A 15,510-nucleotide genomic window follows, 5' to 3' on the forward strand; every position below is an offset into this window, starting at 1 on the left:
CAGATGCAGAAATCCGAGCGCAAGCAGGGATTCGACACGGTTCTGGTGGCCAATCGCGGCGAGATCGCGGTGCGCGTGATGCGCACGCTGCGCCGGCTGGGCATCCGGTCGGTCGCGGTGTACAGCGACGCGGACGCCGACGCACGGCACGTCGTGGAGGCGGACGTGGCGGTCCGCCTGGGGCCCGCCGCGGCGCGGGAGAGCTACCTGCGCATCGACAGGGTCATCGACGCGGCGCTGCGCACCGGCGCCCAGGCGATCCACCCCGGCTACGGTTTCCTGTCCGAGAACGCGGAGTTCTCCGCCGCGTGCGCTGAGGCGGGAATCGCCTTCCTGGGGCCCTCCGCGCGGGCGATCGAAGTGATGGGCGACAAGATCACCGCGAAGAAGGCGGTCACCGCGTTCGACGTGCCGGTGGTTCCGGGCATCGCCGAGCCCGGGTTGACCGACGAACAGCTGGTGGAGGCGTCCGGAGGCATCGGCTATCCGGTGCTCATCAAACCGTCGGCCGGGGGCGGCGGCAAGGGCATGCACCTGGTGCACGAGCCGTCGGCGCTGCCGGAGGCGCTGGCGACCGCGCGGCGCGAGGCGGCATCGGCGTTCGGTGACGACACGCTCTTCCTGGAACGGTACGTGTTGCGGCCCCGCCACATCGAGGTCCAGGTGCTCGCCGACGGCCATGGCGGCGTCGTGCACCTGGGCGAACGCGAATGCAGCCTGCAGCGCCGGCATCAGAAGGTCATCGAAGAGGCGCCCTCCCCGCTGCTGGACGAGGAAACCCGCGCGCGCATCGGTGCCGCCGCGTGCGCTACGGCGCGCAGCGTCGACTACCTCGGCGTGGGGACGGTGGAGTTCATCGTCTCCGCGGACCGCCCGGACGAGTTCTTCTTCATGGAGATGAACACGCGGCTGCAGGTGGAGCACCCGGTCACCGAGATGGTCACCGGCGTCGACCTGGTCGAGTGGCAGTTGCGGGTGGCGGCGGGGGAGAGGATCGACTTCCACCAGGACGACGTCGTCATGACCGGCCACGCGATGGAGGGGCGCGTCTACGCCGAGGACCCGGCGCGTGGATTCCTCCCCACCGGCGGCACGGTGCTCGCGGCGCTGGAGCCGCGGGGCGACGGGGTGCGCGTCGACTCGGCGCTGCACGACGGCACGACGGTGGGCAGCGACTACGACCCGATGCTCGCGAAGGTCATCGCCTACGGCGCCGACCGGGACGAGGCGATGGCCCGGCTCGACCGGGCGCTGGCGCACACCGCGGTGCACGGCGTGCAGACCAACATCGAGTTCCTGCGGCACCTGCTGGCCGACGAACGCGTGGCGGCGGGCGACCTCGACACCCTGCTGCTCGACGCGCGTGCCGAGGAGTTCGAGCCGGCCCCGGCGCCGGACGACACGATGGTCGCGGCCGCACTGGTACGCCAGCACCGCCTGATCGCAGGAGGAAAGTCCCCCTGGGAGACGGAGCTCGGCTGGCGGGTGGGCGGTACGGCGCCGGTGCGTACGCGCATGCGCAGCCCGCTGCGCGCGGAGACCGTCTCGGTGTGGGGCTCTCCCGCCGCGGCGCGGGTGCACGTGGGCGAGCAGCCGCCCGTCGACGCGTCGGTGCGCGGTTACGCCCCGGAGCCGGGCGGCCGCCTGCACGCCGTCATCGACGGCGTGCACAGGTCCTACCGGGTCTCGGAATCCGGGAGCGACGTCTGGGTGAGCGACGACCGCGGCACCTGGCGGCTCGGCGAGGAGGAGGTGCGCAGGATCGCACGCTCCCGCGGCCCGCAGCAGGCCGAGGTCCTCAGTCCCATGCCCGGCAGCGTGATCGCTGTCGTCGCCGGCACCGGATCCACGGTGGCGGAGGGAGACCCGGTGGTCGTCGTGGAGGCGATGAAGATGGAGCACACGCTCACCGCGCCGGTGGCGGGGACCGTCGAGAACCTGGTGACGGTGGGGGAGCAGGTCGGCCTGGAGCAGGTGCTGGCCCGGCTGGTGCCCGACACCGGTGGGAACGGGGCCGGTGGAGACGGGGCCGGCGAGAGCCCTGCGGAACACGACGATACAGCGGAGACGATCGCACAGGAGGCATCGTGACGACGAGCATGGCGGCGGAACTGCCGGAGGATTACCGGACGCTCAGCGAGACGGTGGCGGACTTCGCCGACACGGTGGTGGCGCCGGTGTCGGCGCACCACGACCGCGAGCACACCTTCCCCTACAAGGTGATCGAGCAGATGGGGGAGATGGGGCTGTTCGGCCTGCCGGTGGCCGAGGAGTACGGCGGCATGGGCGGCGACTACTTCGCTCTGGCCCTGGCGCTCGAACAGCTCGGGCGGGTCGACCAGTCGGTGGCCATCACCCTGGAGGCCGGCGTGGGCCTGGGATTGATGCCGATCTACAAGTTCGGCACCGAGGAGCAGAAGCGGACGTGGCTGCCGGACCTCGCCGCGGGAAGGCGCCTCGCCGGGTTCGGGCTCACCGAGCCGGGGGCGGGCTCCGACGCGGGTGCCACGAAGACCACCGCCCGGGCCGACGGCGACGAGTGGGTGATCAACGGCGCCAAGCAGTTCATCACGAACTCGGGCACGGACATCACCTCGCTCGTCACCGTCACCGCCGTCACGGGTGCCCGACCCGACGGGCGCAAGGAGATCTCCACGATCATCGTCCCGGCCGGCACACCGGGATTCGTAGCCGAACCCGCCTACGACAAGGTCGGGTGGAACGCCTCCGATACGCATCCGCTGTCGTTCACCGACGCCCGCGTTCCCGCCGGGAACCTGCTCGGCGAGCGCGGCCGCGGATACGCGAACTTCCTTTCCATCCTCGACGAGGGGCGCGTGGCCATCGCGGCTCTGTCCACCGGCGCAGCGCAGGGGTGCGTGGACGAGTCGGTCAAGTACGCGCGAGAACGGCAGTCCTTCGGCCGGCCCATCGGCGAGTATCAGGCAGTGAACTTCAAGATCGCCCGCATGGAGGCGCGTGCGCACACGGCGCGGCTCGCCTACTACGACGCGGCGGCGAAGATGCTGGCCGGAAAGCCGTTCAAGAAGGAGGCGGCGATCGCCAAGATGGTGTCGTCGGAGGCGGCGATGGACAATGCGCGTGACGCCACGCAGATCCACGGCGGCTACGGCTTCATGAACGAATACCCGGTGGCCCGCCACTACCGCGACAGCAAGATCCTCGAGATCGGGGAGGGCACCACCGAGGTCCAGCTGATGCTCATCGCGCGTGAACTGGGGTTCCGGTGAGCGCGCCGGGCGCCGGGCCCCAGCCGGAGGGCGCCGGGCGGCAGGCACCGTCCGAGGCGCCGCGGGAGGTGGTGCAGCGCGGGCTGTGGTTCGAGGAGTTCGAGACCGGGGTGGTGTACAAACACAGCCCGGGACGCACGCTCACCGAGGCCGACAACGTGCTGTTCACCACCCTGACGATGAACACGCAGTCGCTGCACCTGGACGCGGCGTGGGCGCAGGGGCAGCAGTTCGGGCAGCGGCTGATGAACTCGATGCTCACTCTGTCCACGCTCGTCGGGCTGTCCGTCGCGCAGCTGTCGCAGGGCACCATCGTCGCCAACCTGGGTTTCTCCGAGATCGCCTTCCCCAAGCCGATGTACCACGGCGATACCCTCTACGGCGAGACCGTGGTGCTGGCCAAACGCGAGTCGCGCAGCCGCCCGGACGAGGGCATCGTCACGCTCGAGCACGTGGGACGCAATCAGGACGGGGCGATCGTCGCCCGCGCGGTGCGTGCCACCCTGATGCAGAAACGGCCACGATGAGGGAAGAACGGCCACGATGAGGGAAGAACGGCCACGATGATGCAGAATCCGCCCGCCACCGACCGCGCAACCGGAGGCCCCCGACGATGACACCACCGACAGAACCCGCCGCATTGACAGCGGGACCCGCATGGTTGTTCTGCCCCGCCGACCGGCCCGAGCGCTACGCCAAAGCCGCGGACGCGGCGGACGTGGTCATTCTCGACCTCGAAGACGCCGTCGCGGCCGGAGCCAAGGCCGCGGCCCGGCAGGCGCTCATCGACAATCCGCTGGATCCGGCCCGCACCGTCGTCCGGGTCAACGCGTCGGATTCGCCGGATCACGTGCTGGATCTCGAGGCGCTCGCCGCGACGGAGTACACGCACCTCATGCTCGCCAAGACCGAGTCGCCGGAGCAGGTGGCGGCGCTGGCGCCACGGCGCGTGATCGCCCTGGTGGAGACGCCGCGCGGGGCGGTGATGGTGCGTGAGATCGCCGCCGACGACGCCACGGCGGGGCTGATGTGGGGCGCGGAGGACCTCGTCGCCGGCCTCGGCGGGAGCTCCAGCAGGAACGCCGACGGCGCCTACCGGCAGGTGGCGCACCACGTGCGCTCGTCGATGCTGCTGGCCGCGAAGGCTCACGGAAAGCTGGCCCTGGACGCGGTCCACCTCGACATCAAGGACCTCGACGGTCAGCGCGCGGAGGCCCTCGACGCGGTGGCCACGGGGTTCGATGCCTCGGTGTGCATCCATCCCAGGCAGGTGGCCGAGGTGCGCGCGGCGTACCGGCCCACCGAGGCCGAGATCGACTGGTCTCGTCGGGTTCTCGCGGCAGCGGTGGGCGAGCGCGGTGTGTTCGCGTTCGAAGGCGCGATGGTCGACGCGCCGGTGCTCCGCCACGCCGAGGCGGTCCTGCGCAGAGCCTGACTCCCGAGGTATGACCCGGTCGGCGTGTATCGACTATTGAGAGTAGCGACACAGTGTGGTGACCTGGCCTACTACGGTTCGATCCGGACCGCCGCCGGGATCGGACCCGCGCGGCAACGCAACGGTGAGGACTGCAGTGAAGAGACCATGGATCAGATCAGGCGTCCGGCTCGCGGCGGCCGGCGCAGCCGCGGCCCTGCTGGTGGCGGGGTGCGCGTCGACCGACGGCGGCACGTCGGGCTCCGGCGGCGCCGCCTCCGACGGAGACACCACGATCGGCTTCGTCGGCGCGGGCGCAGCCGATTCCGGTGAGCCTGTCGACGGCGGCACGCTGACGTTCGGCTCGTACTCGTTCCCCAGCTCGCTCGACCCCACGAAGACGCTCGCCGCCGGGTCCAACGGGGGAACCGAGATGGCCGCCATCTACGACACCCTCGTGCGCACCGACCCCGGCTCGGGAGACTTCATTCCGCAGCTCGCGGAGAAGCTCGACCACAACGAGGACTACACGAAGTTCACCCTCACGCTGCGTGACGGTGTGACGTTCAGCGACGGCTCGCCGCTGGACTCCGCCGCCGTCAAGTGGAGCATCGACAGGTTCGTCGAGGCCGGCCGCGACGTCGCGCAGGTGTGGGCGGACATCGTCACCGGCATCGATACGCCGGACCCGCTCACCGTCGAGTTCACGCTCAACAAGCCGTGGGCGCAGTTCCCCGTCCTGTTGGCGATGGGCCCGGGCATGATCGTCGGCCAGGGCTCCGACGCGGGCGGCGACTTCACCCCCGTCGGCGCGGGCCCGTACACCGTGGGCCAGTTCGCTCCCAACGAGAAGATCGTGCTCAACGCGCGTGACGACTACTTCGCCGGCAAGCCGCACCTGGACACGGTCACGTTCGTGCCCACGCACGGCGCCCAGCAGCAGCTGGAGTCGCTGCAGAGCGGCCAGCTGTCGATGACCTACATCAACCGCGACGCCCAGGTGATCAAGAGCGCCGTCGATGCCGGACTGCCCGGGTACCTCGACATCCAGGGGCTCGGCAGCATCGGGTACATCAACCAATTGCCCGGCCGGCCCGGCGCCGATGTGCGCGTGCGCAAGGCCATCGCCTACGCGGTCGACCCCGAGGTGATCAACCAGCGCGTCGAGAACGGCCTCGGCATCGCCGATTCCGCGATCGTCCCGGAGAGCTCCCGGTGGTACGACGGTGCGAAGGGTGTGCCATTCGACCCGGCGCAGGCGAAGAAGTTCCTCGACGAGGCGAAGGCCGACGGCTACGACGGCACGCTGCACTACCTGTCCGGCAACGACCCGTCCGCCCGGGCGGCCGCACTGGCGGTCCAGGCGCAGCTCAACGCCATCGGCTTCAACGTGCAGATCGACTACGCGAACAGCGTCAACGACCTGGTCCGCAAGATGTACGTGGACCACGACTTCGACATGGCGCGCGCTGCATTGCAGATGATGGACGACGCGCCGTACCTGCGCCTGTACGCGGGCATGGGCAGCGACTCGAAGAACAATGCGACCGGCTACGCGGACCCCACGATGGACGAGCTGCTCACGGCCGTGCAGACCGCCACCGACGACGACGCCAAGAAGGCGGCGATCGGCGAGGTCCAGGCCCAGGCCAATGAGACCATCCCCTACGCCGTCTGGGGGCCGGCCAAGGTGCTCACCGTGTGGAACGACGATGTGCACGGCGTCAAGCGCAGCGCGGACAACATCTTCCTGCTCGACTCCGCGTGGGTGACGGGTTCCTGACCCGCTCCTGACGTGGAAACGAGTGCGCCCCGACCGGGGATCCCGGCCGGGGCGCACTCGTGTGTACTGCCGAAGCGTCAGGCGGCGATGATCACTCGCCGCTCTTCCACGCGTCGCCCAGGAGCATGATCCCGGTGGCGGACGGCTCCACGCCGTGCACGTTCTTCTGCCAGGCGCGGATGGACGGCAGGGCGCCGATCGGGGCGGACGGGACCGTGGCGTTCCAGTGCTTCTGGATCTCGCCCATCACCGTGCGGGCGTCGTCCTCGGATGCGGTGGAACGGAACTTCGCGATGAGCGCGTCCATCTCCTTGTCGGCGTAACCGGCGGTGTTCGACGGAGAATCGCTCTGGAGCACCCCCTGCAGTCCCAGGTCGGGAATCGACTCGTAGAAGCCGAGGCCCGCGTGCGCCAGGTCGAAGTCGTGCTGCACGTAGACGCCGGTGATGATGTCGGCAGCGCTCGTGGCGCCGTGCATGTTCACCGTGAATCCCACGTTCTGCAACAGCGCCTGAACGGCCAGCGCGATGGCGTGGTCCTTCGGCTCGTTGAGGAACATGTAGTCCAAGGTGCCGTCGTAGCCGTCGGCCTTCGCCTCGTCCAGGAGCTTCCGGGCCTGTTCGGGGTCGAAAGCGACGCCCGGAACGTCGGGGTGCCAGCGTGAGGTCTCCGCGAAGATGTCGGACGTCGGCATGCCTTCGCCGTTCTGGGCCCGCTGGTCGATCTGCTCCGGATTCAGCGCCATCGCGATCGCCTTGCGCACCCGCACGTCCGCGCCGGGGCGTCCCTCGCGGTTGTTGATGATCTCCGCGCTGCCCGAGTTGAGGACGCTGATGTAACCGGGGTAGCCGGCGTCGACGACGTCCTTGATGGCCGGAGCGAGGCCGCGGATGTAGGCGATGTCGAGTCCGCCGGACTTGAGCGAGTCGACGTTCTCCTGCGGGCCGTTGAGTGCGACCATCCGGATCGTGTCGAGCGGCGGCGGCCCGCCCCAGTAATCGGGGTTGGCCTTGAGGATGCGTGCCTCACCCGGGCGGAACTCCTGCTCGACGAACGGCCCGGCACCGATGGGCTTGAAGGCGTCTCCGCTGCCCGCCGATGGCGCCACGATCATGCCGTAGCCCAGTGCCAGCATGGACGGGAACCGGTGCCAGGGCGCCTGCAGAGTGATGGTCACCGTGAGCGGGTCGGTGACGGTGGCGGATTCCACGGTCTGCTTCCACAGGCCTGCGTCGGCGCCGTTCTGCTCGGTGTACCGGTCGAAGCTCGCCACCACCGCCTGGGCGTCCAACGGCGTGCCGTCGCTGAACTTCACCCCGTCGCGCAGCTTCAGCGTCCACGTGACGTCGTCGTCGGAGGTGAGCGACTCGGCAAGCTGCGGGGCGAACTCGCCGCTGTCCGGGTCGTACTTCATGAGCACGCCGTACACGGCGGCGGCGGCGTCGCCGCCGGTTCCGCCGCGGCTCGCGCCCTGCTTGCCGGGGTCGAGCACGGGCGCGAGGGCCTGCACGCCGTAGGTCAGCGTGCCGCCGCGCACCACGTCGCCCTCGTTCTCCTGCACGTTCACCAGCCCCGGTGTGAATGCGCCGGCACCATCGGACGCCGCCTTCGACGTGCCGCCTTCCGAGCCGGCGTCGCCACCGCCCCCGCTCGCGCAGCCGGTGACGAGGACGGCCGCGGCGAGCGCCGCGAGGCCGGCGCGTCCAGCGAGCCGCACGCGGCGGGCGCGCGGCCGTTCGCCCGCCCTGTGGTCGTTCGATTCCATGAAGTCCTCCGCTTCGGGTGTGGACAGGTGTTCCCGTGGCCGGGAGTCGGCCTCATCCTCAGCGAAATTGTGACCCGCGACACCGATTGTTCCCGCCCAGCGGTACTCCCGGCGAAACGCGGGAAATGACTCGGACGTCCGTTCAGCTGTGGGTGGCCGGTCGCGATCAGCCGTGACGTTCCAGTGCCCGGACGGCGAGCCAGGCGAGCGCCGCGGAATGGGTGCCCAGGACGGCGTCGTCGAAGACGATGCGCGGCGAGTGATTGACCTCTCCGCGTGCCTCCTCCGGCACGTCGTCCGGGCGCGCGCCCAGAAACAAGTACGTGCCGGGGACGCGCTCGAGGATCCTGGAGAAGTCCTCGGAGCCCATGGCCGGGTGGGGCATCGACACGATCGACTCCGCGCCGACCAGCCGGGTCAGGTCGCCGACGGCGGCCGCCGTCTCCGCGGGGTCGTTGACGGTGACGGGGTAGCCCAGGTCGAAGTCCACCTCAGCGGTGCACCCGTGTGCGGACGCGACGCCGTCCGCCGTCTCGCGGATGCGTTCGGGCAGTCGGGTTGCCGCGGGCGAGACCATCCGCACCGTGCCCGCCAGCTCGGCAGTGTCGGGGATGACGTTCAGCGCGTCGCCGGCGCGGACGCGGGTGATGCTGAGAACGACAGGATCGAAGGCGGGGAACCTCCGCGTCACCATTGACTGCAGGGCTCCGACCAGCGCGGCGGCGGCGGGGATCGGATCGTGCGTGGAGTGCGGCTGCGATCCGTGACCGCCGGAGCCGCGGACGAGGATCCGCAGCTCCGCTGCACCCGCCAGGATGGGACCCGGCCGGGTGACGAAAGTGCCGCGGTCGCCGGGACCCACGTGCACGGCGAAGGCGGCTGAGGGCGTCCCGGCGGCGGCGAGGACGCCCTCGTCCAGCATCACCTGCGCGCCGTCGTGGCCCTCCTCGCCGGGCTGGAACATGAACACGACGGTCCCGGCGAGCGTGTCCCGCGCGGCATGCAACAGCCGGGCGGCGCCGACGAGCCCGGCGGTGTGCAGATCGTGGCCGCACGCGTGCATCGCGTCATTGGTCGACCGGTACTCCACGTCGGCCAGTTCGGTCACGGGCAGCGCGTCCATATCGCCGCGCAGCAGCACCGTCGGACCGGGCCGGCCGCCGCGGAGCACGGCGACCACCGACGTCGTCGCCGTGCCGCACACGATCTCCAGGCCGGAAAGCCCGTCCAGGGCGCGCAGCACCGCCTGCTGCGTGCGGGGCAGGTGCAGGCCGACCTCGGGGTGACGGTGCAGGTCGCGGCGCAGCGTCACCAGTTCTGGGAGGATTCGCGCTGCATCCGCGAGCAGTTGTGCGGGCGCGAGTGCCGGTGCGGTCAACGGAGCTTCTGGCTTCCGCCGTCGACCATGAGCGTCTGGCCGGTCATGTAACCCGCGTCGTCGGAGGCGAGGAAGACGGCGACCGGGCCGATGTCGCCCTCAGGGTCACCGTAGCGCTGCATAGGCACCGCGGAGATCAGTTTCGAGGCCATCTCCGGATGCTGCTCCATCCAGTGCGCGACGCCCTCGGTGGCGGCGAGCGGGCAGATGATGTTGACGTTGATGCCGTCGGCGGCCCATTCGTTGGCCGCCACCCGGCTCACCGCGCGGATCGCCTCCTTCGCGGCGACGTAGGACGCCTGCGTGCGCATGCCGTCCATCGCCGAGCCGGAGCCGAAATTGATCACCGAGCCCGCCGCCTCCTTGAGGTGCGGGTAGGCGGCCTTCATCAGGCGCACGGCCGGCACGAAACCGGTGCTGAAGGACAGCTCGAACATCTCCGCGGTGGTCTCCAGGAGCGGTGCCTGGCGTGACGCGTGCGCGTTGTTCACCAGCACGCCCACCCCGCCGAACTCGTCGACGGCCGCCGCGACGATGCGTTCGGCTCCGTCCTCGGTCGAGATGTCGATGTGCCGGAAGGCCGCGCGTCCGGGATGGCCGGCAGCGTTGAGCTCGTCCTGCACGGCTGCGCCCGCCTCGGCGTTGATGTCGACGAACAGCACGTTCGCGCCGGCCTTGACGAAGGCGGTGGTGATGCCGCGGCCGATGCCGCCGGCGCCGCCCGTGATGATCGCGGTCTTCCCCTGCAGTCGGTGCCCGGTGCCCATGGTGTCTCCTCGCCGTCGTCTGTGGTGCGTGCGTCCGAATCCTCCGGGTAGTCTTCGTCACATGTGACGCGTGGGACAAGCGGGGGTACCGGCCAGCGGCGGCGTGCGGCGCGGGCGGGTGCAGGCCGGGGACGGAATCGGCGATGCCCCGCGGCCGGTTCGGCCGCGGGGCATCGCCGGGAGTTCTCGCGTCACTCCGTCTTGAGCGCGTCCTTCTCGATCGCCGCGAGGCTGTAGGCGGCGTAGGTGTTGTAGCGGTCGCGTCCCTCGAAGTAAGTGGACAGCTGCTCGTTCATCTCCTCCGGGGTGAACGTTCCGTCCGCGGCGACGAACTTGTGCTCGATCTTGGGCGAGTCCATCAGCGTCACCATGTTGCCGTAGACGACGAACACCTGCCCGGTGATCTCATGGGAGGCGGGCGAGGACAGGTACCGCACGAGCGTGCCGACGCGCTCGGGTGCGAGCGGGTCGACGCCGGAGGCGGTGTTCGCGTCGAAGGTGTCCGCCGTCATCTCCGTGCGTGCGCGGGGGCAGATCGCGTTGGCCTTGACCCCGTACTTGTGCATGCCGTTGGCCGTGGACAAGGTGAGCGCGACGATGCCCGCCTTGGCCGCACCGTAGTTGGGCTGGCCGGCGGGGCCGAACAGGAACGCCTCGGACGCGGTGTTCACCACCCGTCCGTACACCGGCTGCCCGGTCTCCTTGGACAGGTTGCGCCAATGCACCGAGGCCGCATGCGAGGTGGCGGCGTGCCCCTTGAGGTGCACGCGCAGCACGTCGTCCCACTTGTCCTCGGTGAGGTTGAAGATCATCGTGTCGCGCGTGATCCCCGCGTTGTTCACGAGGATGTCCATGGAGCCGAACTGCGAGACGGCGGTGTCGATCATGGACTGCGCCAGAGCCCAGTCGGACACGTCGCCCTTCACCGCGACGGCCTTGCCGCCGGCGGCGACGATCTCGGAGACGACCTCGTCGGCCCGGTCCGTCATGTCGTTGATGACGACCGCGGCGCCGGCGTCGGCGAGCGCCAGCGCCTCGGACCTGCCCAGCCCGGCTCCCGCGCCGGTGACGACGGCGGCCTTGCCCGCCAAGCTCAGTTCGTCGGCCATGTCGGCTCCTGTCCTGTTCTCAAACTGGATCACGTTCTACTGCGTCGGCCGATGCTACGTCCCGCTCGTCGGGCGGGTCGCTTCGACGTCCCGTTCTGCGGGGTGCGACCCGGTCGGTATCCACGCGGATGCGGTGACTGTGATGCCGCCCATGCACACGGCCCATACACTCGCTGTCGGGCCGCGGGCGGCATGCCACGTGGGCCGACCGGGACGATTCGACAGGCGGGCGCAGATGGTGGACGGGGACGGCGGAAACGTGGCAGCGGGCAGGCAGCGTCGCGGCCGGGCGATCGCGATGAGCGACGCGGAGCGGGACGGGTTCCTGGCCGGGGAACGGACCTGCCGGGTCGCGACGGTGGGCAAGGACGGTTCTCCGCACGTGAGCCCGCTCTGGTTCGGCTGGTCGGACGGGGCGTTGTGGCTGTTCTCGATCACGAAGAGCAGGCGCTGGCGCGACCTCGAGCGTGATCCGCGGGTGTCCGTCGTCGTGGACGCGGGGGACCAGTACGACGAGCTGCGCGGCGTGGAGATCTCCGGCCGCGCCGAGCAGGTGGGCGAGGTGCCGCGCAGCGCCGCACCGGACCCGGCGCTCGCGGCGATCGAGCAGGTTTTCGCCGACAAGTACATGGGCGGCACGTTCTATGCCGACGGGAGGCATGCATGGCTGCGGATCGCACCCGAGAAGATCGTGAGCTGGGACTTCCGCAAGCTGGCGGCGCTGCAGGAGCAATGAGCGGCGTGGGTGGAACGGCGGGCGGCGCGCCGGGGGAGGCGCACGGCGGGCTCACGGCGGCGCTGCGCGCGGCGCGCAGCGTGGTGGTGCTCACCGGGGCGGGCGCCTCCGCGGAGAGCGGCATCCCCACGTTCCGCGACGCCCTGACGGGGCTGTGGGCGCGGTTCGACCCGGCGCGGTTGGCCACCCCGGAGGCGTTCGCGGCCGACCCCGACCTGGTGTGGGGCTGGTACGTCTGGCGGCGCGAACAGATCGCGCTGTGCCGGCCCAACCCCGCGCACACGGCGGTGGCCCGGCTGCAGCGTGCGGTCCGCGCACGCGGCGGAACGGTGACGGTCGTGACGCAGAACGTCGACGACCTCCACGAAAGGGCCGGGGCGCTCGATGTGCTGCATCTGCACGGGGCCATCGCGCAGTCGCGCTGTTCGGTGTGCGGAGAGCCGGCGGCGGAGCACGGCGCGACGGGCGTCCGCGGAGACCCCGCCGCCGCGGGCGAGGGGGAGCGCATCCCGCCGCCGGCCTGCGCCGGATGCGGCGGGCCGGTGCGACCGGCGGTCGTGTGGTTCGGCGAGGAGCTGCCGCGGCGGGAATGGCTGCGGGCGCAGGCCGCCGCCGACGGTGCCGACCTGCTCCTGTCGGTGGGGACGTCGTCGACGGTGTACCCGGCGGCCGAGCTCCCGCACATCGCGGCGCGGGCCGGCGCGCGGATCGTTCAGATCAACCCGTCGCCCACCGGGCTGGAACCGATCGTGGACGACGACGTGCGCGCGGCGGCCGGGGCGGTGCTTCCCGGCCTGGTCGACGCGGCCTGCGGCCGATAGCGGCCCGGGCTGCGCCGCCCGGCGTGCGGCCGCGCTGCTTCCGCCCGTGCGGTCCGGCCCAGGGGCTGCGCGCCCTACTTCCTGGTACTCCTGTGCGTCCCGTCCCCGCCGTGCAGAATGGACCGGCAGAAGTGTCACACGTCACGTCACCTCCGTCCGGTGTCGGGTGTGACGGAGTCGGTGCAGGCCGGGGTCGGCCGTGGCCGGTGCTGGACCGCGCGTCGCGTGACCGGCGGGTTTGCCGTCGCTGTGGCGGTATCGGTGAGTGGGAGCGTTCTGGCGTTTCCGGCCGAACACTGCATGCCCATTGAATCGAGAGATGGGTCACTGCTACAGTTTGAGAATCAATTCCAATTCTGCGGTGTGGCACCCACTGGTCCCGTCATCGTCCTCGGCTTTATCAACGCCGGCACGGCCTGCGGTGATATCGCCCGCGACCCGCGACGCCGATGCGCGCAAGCGTCTGGCGGGGTACGCGGCCCGGAGGCGGAGCCCGGTCGTCCACCACGGATTGCAACGCCGTCACCCGATGGAGGCACCGATGTCATCTGTGGACACCCGTTCGCCCGAGGCCACGCCGCGCCCCGCCGACGACCAGAAGCCCCTGCCGCCGTCGATGGTGGAGCGCATGACCCTGATCCTCGACGCCTTCGACCGGCGCTCGAGTCGTCTCAACCTCGAAGAGGTCGCCCAGCGCACCCGGTTGCCGCGCTCGACGGCGCACCGGATCCTCGACCAGCTCGTCAAGCTCGACTGGCTGGACCACGGCTCGCTCGGCTACGGATTGGGCCGGCGTGCGCTGGGATTCGGCGACAGCGGCAACAACCACGCGGAGCTGCGCAGCGTCGCCAACCCGTACCTGCACGAGCTGCACATGCGCACCGGCATGGTGGTGCACCTGTCGGCGCTCGACGGCTCCGACGAGATCTTCCTCGACAAGATCGGCGGCCGCTTCGCCGGCAAGCTGGCCTCGAAGGTGGGCGGCCGCAGCGGCGCCCACTGGAACAGCGGAGGCCGCGCCATGCTCGCCGCGCTCACCCCCGAGGAGGTCGACGACCTGGTGGGCGACCGCGTCCGCTCGCACCGCGGCGAGGGCGGCTGGTCGCTGCCGGAACTCCACCAGGAGCTCAATCGGATCCGCCAGCACTACGGCCTGTCGATCGATCGTTCCGGGCGCCGGTCGATGGGTCTGATCAGCGTGGGGGCGGCCATCGTGGGCCCTGAGGGGCCGGAGGCCGCGGTGTGCCTGTGCCCGCCCTCGAACTCGGTGCCGCTCGAGCGCTACGCGCCGCTGGTGCTGGCCACCACGCGCGAGATCACCAACGAGCTCTACCCGGAGATGCAGCGCCTCGGCGGGCAGCGTGGCGGGCGCTCCGGGGCGCCCCGCGTCGCCGGCGGCCACCGGCACGTGCTGCGCACGGCCTGATGTGATCGGTCAGGCGTTCCGGTGATCGGGACGCCCGCATCCCGCCGCATGACCCGGCGATAATTTCCGGTATGCGCAGCGGAAGTTCCGGCAAGCACTCATGATCGGGCCAGGCGCCTCGAGGACGGGAGCACACTAGATGGTGGACGTCGATTACGAGGGTTCCCGCAGGGAACTGCAGACCGATGCGGGGGTGCTGCGCTACCACGAAGTGGGCGACGGACCGCCGTTGCTGCTTCTGCACGGTTCGGGGCCCGGCGTCACCGGCTGGCAGAACTATCGCGGTGTGGTCGGCGAGCTCGGCGAGCGGTTCCGCTGCCTGATCCTGGAGTTCCCCGGATTCGGCGTGTCCGACCCGGGGGACGGGCATCCGATGATGATGGCGGGCGCGTCCGTCGGCCGCTTCCTCGACGGGCTCGGGTTGGACGAGGTGGACGTCGTCGGCAACTCGATGGGCGGGATCGTGGCGGTGAACGTGGCGATCGCCGCGCCGCAACGGGTGCGCCGCCTGGTCACCGTCGGCGGTCCCGGCAAGGCCCTGTTCAGCCACGGCCCCAGCGAGGGGATCAAGCTGCTGTGCGAGTTCACGGACAATCCCAGCCGGGAGGGCCTCGTCCGGTGGCTGCACTCGATGGTCTACGACCCGGCGGTGGTGACCGAGGAACTGATCGAGGAGCGCTGGCGGCTGGCCACCGACCCGACCACCCTGGCGATCGCCAAGCGGATGTACAGCACCGAGGCGTTCGCCGCCACGATGGCGGCGGCGAAGAAGTCCACAGCGGCGCCGTACTGGTCGCAGCTCGACAAGGTGCAGGCGCCGACGCTGCTCACCTGGGGGCGGGACGACCGCGTCAGCCCGCTCGACATGGCGATGCTGCCGATGCGGGACATCCCGCGCGCCGAGCTGCACGTGCTTCCCGACTGCGGGCACTGGACGATGATCGAAGCGCGTGAGGCATGGTTGTCTGCGGCACTTGCGTTCCTCACCCGTCCGGAATCGGCCGACCGGCTGCCCTGATGAACCCGGGCGCGTTGCGGGGGGCCGCACCGCGCCGAATAG

General features: G+C 70.7%; 13 protein-coding genes. 9 read left to right on the top strand and 4 right to left on the bottom strand.

The window, feature by feature from the left end; genetic code table 11:
* Positions 1–3: 3 nt before the first annotated feature.
* The 5 genes from H4F70_RS06760 to H4F70_RS06780 all read left to right on the top strand — a co-directional run bounded on the left by H4F70_RS06760 (position 4) and on the right by H4F70_RS06780 (position 6,448).
* Complete coding sequence (locus H4F70_RS06760) at positions 4–2,091, top strand: acetyl/propionyl/methylcrotonyl-CoA carboxylase subunit alpha (RefSeq protein WP_182359601.1); 2,088 nt, start codon at positions 4–6, stop codon at positions 2,089–2,091.
* Positions 2,088–3,251: an acyl-CoA dehydrogenase family protein gene (locus tag H4F70_RS06765; RefSeq protein WP_182345953.1), complete on the top strand. Its 1,164-nt coding sequence runs from the start codon at positions 2,088–2,090 to the stop codon at positions 3,249–3,251. Before H4F70_RS06760 ends, H4F70_RS06765 begins: the two co-directional genes overlap by 4 nt.
* A gap of 68 nt (positions 3,252–3,319) precedes the next feature.
* On the top strand, positions 3,320–3,778 hold the full coding sequence (locus tag H4F70_RS06770; RefSeq protein WP_182360222.1) for a MaoC family dehydratase: 459 nt from the start codon (positions 3,320–3,322) through the stop codon (positions 3,776–3,778).
* A gap of 86 nt (positions 3,779–3,864) precedes the next feature.
* On the top strand, positions 3,865–4,686 hold the full coding sequence (locus tag H4F70_RS06775) for an HpcH/HpaI aldolase/citrate lyase family protein (RefSeq protein WP_182359602.1): 822 nt from the start codon (positions 3,865–3,867) through the stop codon (positions 4,684–4,686).
* 136 nt (positions 4,687–4,822) lie between these two features.
* The gene (locus H4F70_RS06780) at positions 4,823–6,448 is read left to right on the top strand and encodes an ABC transporter substrate-binding protein (RefSeq protein ID WP_182359603.1); all 1,626 of its coding nucleotides are present in this window, start codon (positions 4,823–4,825) and stop codon (positions 6,446–6,448) included.
* Positions 6,449–6,539: 91 nt separating this feature from the next.
* Here H4F70_RS06780 and H4F70_RS06785 read toward each other — a convergent pair whose 3' ends face one another.
* The 4 genes from H4F70_RS06785 to H4F70_RS06800 form a co-directional block, all read right to left on the bottom strand.
* Entirely contained in the window at positions 6,540–8,213 is a 1,674-nt protein-coding gene (locus H4F70_RS06785; RefSeq protein ID WP_182359604.1) for an ABC transporter substrate-binding protein, read from the bottom strand.
* A 166-nt stretch (positions 8,214–8,379) separates the two neighbouring features.
* Positions 8,380–9,591, bottom strand: a complete 1,212-nt coding sequence (locus H4F70_RS06790) for a M20 metallopeptidase family protein (RefSeq protein ID WP_182359605.1) — start codon at positions 9,589–9,591, stop codon at positions 8,380–8,382.
* Entirely contained in the window at positions 9,588–10,358 is a 771-nt protein-coding gene (locus H4F70_RS06795) for an SDR family NAD(P)-dependent oxidoreductase (protein ID WP_182359606.1), read from the bottom strand. The genes H4F70_RS06790 and H4F70_RS06795 overlap by 4 nt, the downstream gene beginning before the upstream one ends.
* A 191-nt stretch (positions 10,359–10,549) precedes the next feature.
* Positions 10,550–11,467, bottom strand: a complete 918-nt coding sequence (locus H4F70_RS06800) for a 3-oxoacyl-ACP reductase (protein ID WP_182359607.1) — start codon at positions 11,465–11,467, stop codon at positions 10,550–10,552.
* 235 nt (positions 11,468–11,702) lie between these two features.
* On the opposite strand from H4F70_RS06800, the gene H4F70_RS06805 reads away from it, so the two are divergent.
* The 4 genes from H4F70_RS06805 (at position 11,703) to H4F70_RS06820 (ending at position 15,468) form a co-directional block, all read left to right on the top strand.
* The gene (locus H4F70_RS06805; RefSeq protein ID WP_182345946.1) at positions 11,703–12,203 is read left to right on the top strand and encodes a pyridoxamine 5'-phosphate oxidase family protein; all 501 of its coding nucleotides are present in this window, start codon (positions 11,703–11,705) and stop codon (positions 12,201–12,203) included.
* Positions 12,200–13,024, top strand: coding sequence for an SIR2 family NAD-dependent protein deacylase (locus tag H4F70_RS06810; RefSeq protein ID WP_182359608.1), 825 nt, complete (start codon positions 12,200–12,202; stop codon positions 13,022–13,024). Before H4F70_RS06805 ends, H4F70_RS06810 begins: the two co-directional genes overlap by 4 nt.
* A 541-nt stretch (positions 13,025–13,565) precedes the next feature.
* The gene (locus H4F70_RS06815) at positions 13,566–14,450 is read left to right on the top strand and encodes an IclR family transcriptional regulator (protein WP_182345945.1); all 885 of its coding nucleotides are present in this window, start codon (positions 13,566–13,568) and stop codon (positions 14,448–14,450) included.
* Positions 14,451–14,589: 139 nt separating this feature from the next.
* Entirely contained in the window at positions 14,590–15,468 is an 879-nt protein-coding gene (locus tag H4F70_RS06820; protein WP_182359609.1) for an alpha/beta fold hydrolase, read from the top strand.
* Positions 15,469–15,510: the final 42 nt, after the last annotated feature.

Origin of the sequence: Tomitella gaofuii, assembly GCF_014126825.1 — a bacterium.
Taxonomy (GTDB): domain Bacteria; phylum Actinomycetota; class Actinomycetes; order Mycobacteriales; family Mycobacteriaceae; genus Tomitella; species Tomitella gaofuii.

What these genes read in the sequence shown, in the direction of transcription:
- H4F70_RS06760 (WP_182359601.1), top strand. Translation starts at nt 4, where the DNA reads ATGCAGAAATCCGAGCGCAAGCAGGGATTCGACACGGTTCTGGTGGCC.
- H4F70_RS06775 (WP_182359602.1), top strand. Translation starts at nt 3,865, where the DNA reads ATGACACCACCGACAGAACCCGCCGCATTGACAGCGGGACCCGCATGG.
- H4F70_RS06785 (WP_182359604.1), bottom strand. Translation starts at nt 8,213, where the DNA reads ATGGAATCGAACGACCACAGGGCGGGCGAACGGCCGCGCGCCCGCCGC.
- H4F70_RS06795 (WP_182359606.1), bottom strand. Translation starts at nt 10,358, where the DNA reads ATGGGCACCGGGCACCGACTGCAGGGGAAGACCGCGATCATCACGGGC.
- H4F70_RS06800 (WP_182359607.1), bottom strand. Translation starts at nt 11,467, where the DNA reads ATGGCCGACGAACTGAGCTTGGCGGGCAAGGCCGCCGTCGTCACCGGC.
- H4F70_RS06805 (WP_182345946.1), top strand. Translation starts at nt 11,703, where the DNA reads ATGGTGGACGGGGACGGCGGAAACGTGGCAGCGGGCAGGCAGCGTCGC.
- H4F70_RS06810 (WP_182359608.1), top strand. Translation starts at nt 12,200, where the DNA reads ATGAGCGGCGTGGGTGGAACGGCGGGCGGCGCGCCGGGGGAGGCGCAC.
- H4F70_RS06815 (WP_182345945.1), top strand. Translation starts at nt 13,566, where the DNA reads ATGTCATCTGTGGACACCCGTTCGCCCGAGGCCACGCCGCGCCCCGCC.
- H4F70_RS06820 (WP_182359609.1), top strand. Translation starts at nt 14,590, where the DNA reads ATGGTGGACGTCGATTACGAGGGTTCCCGCAGGGAACTGCAGACCGAT.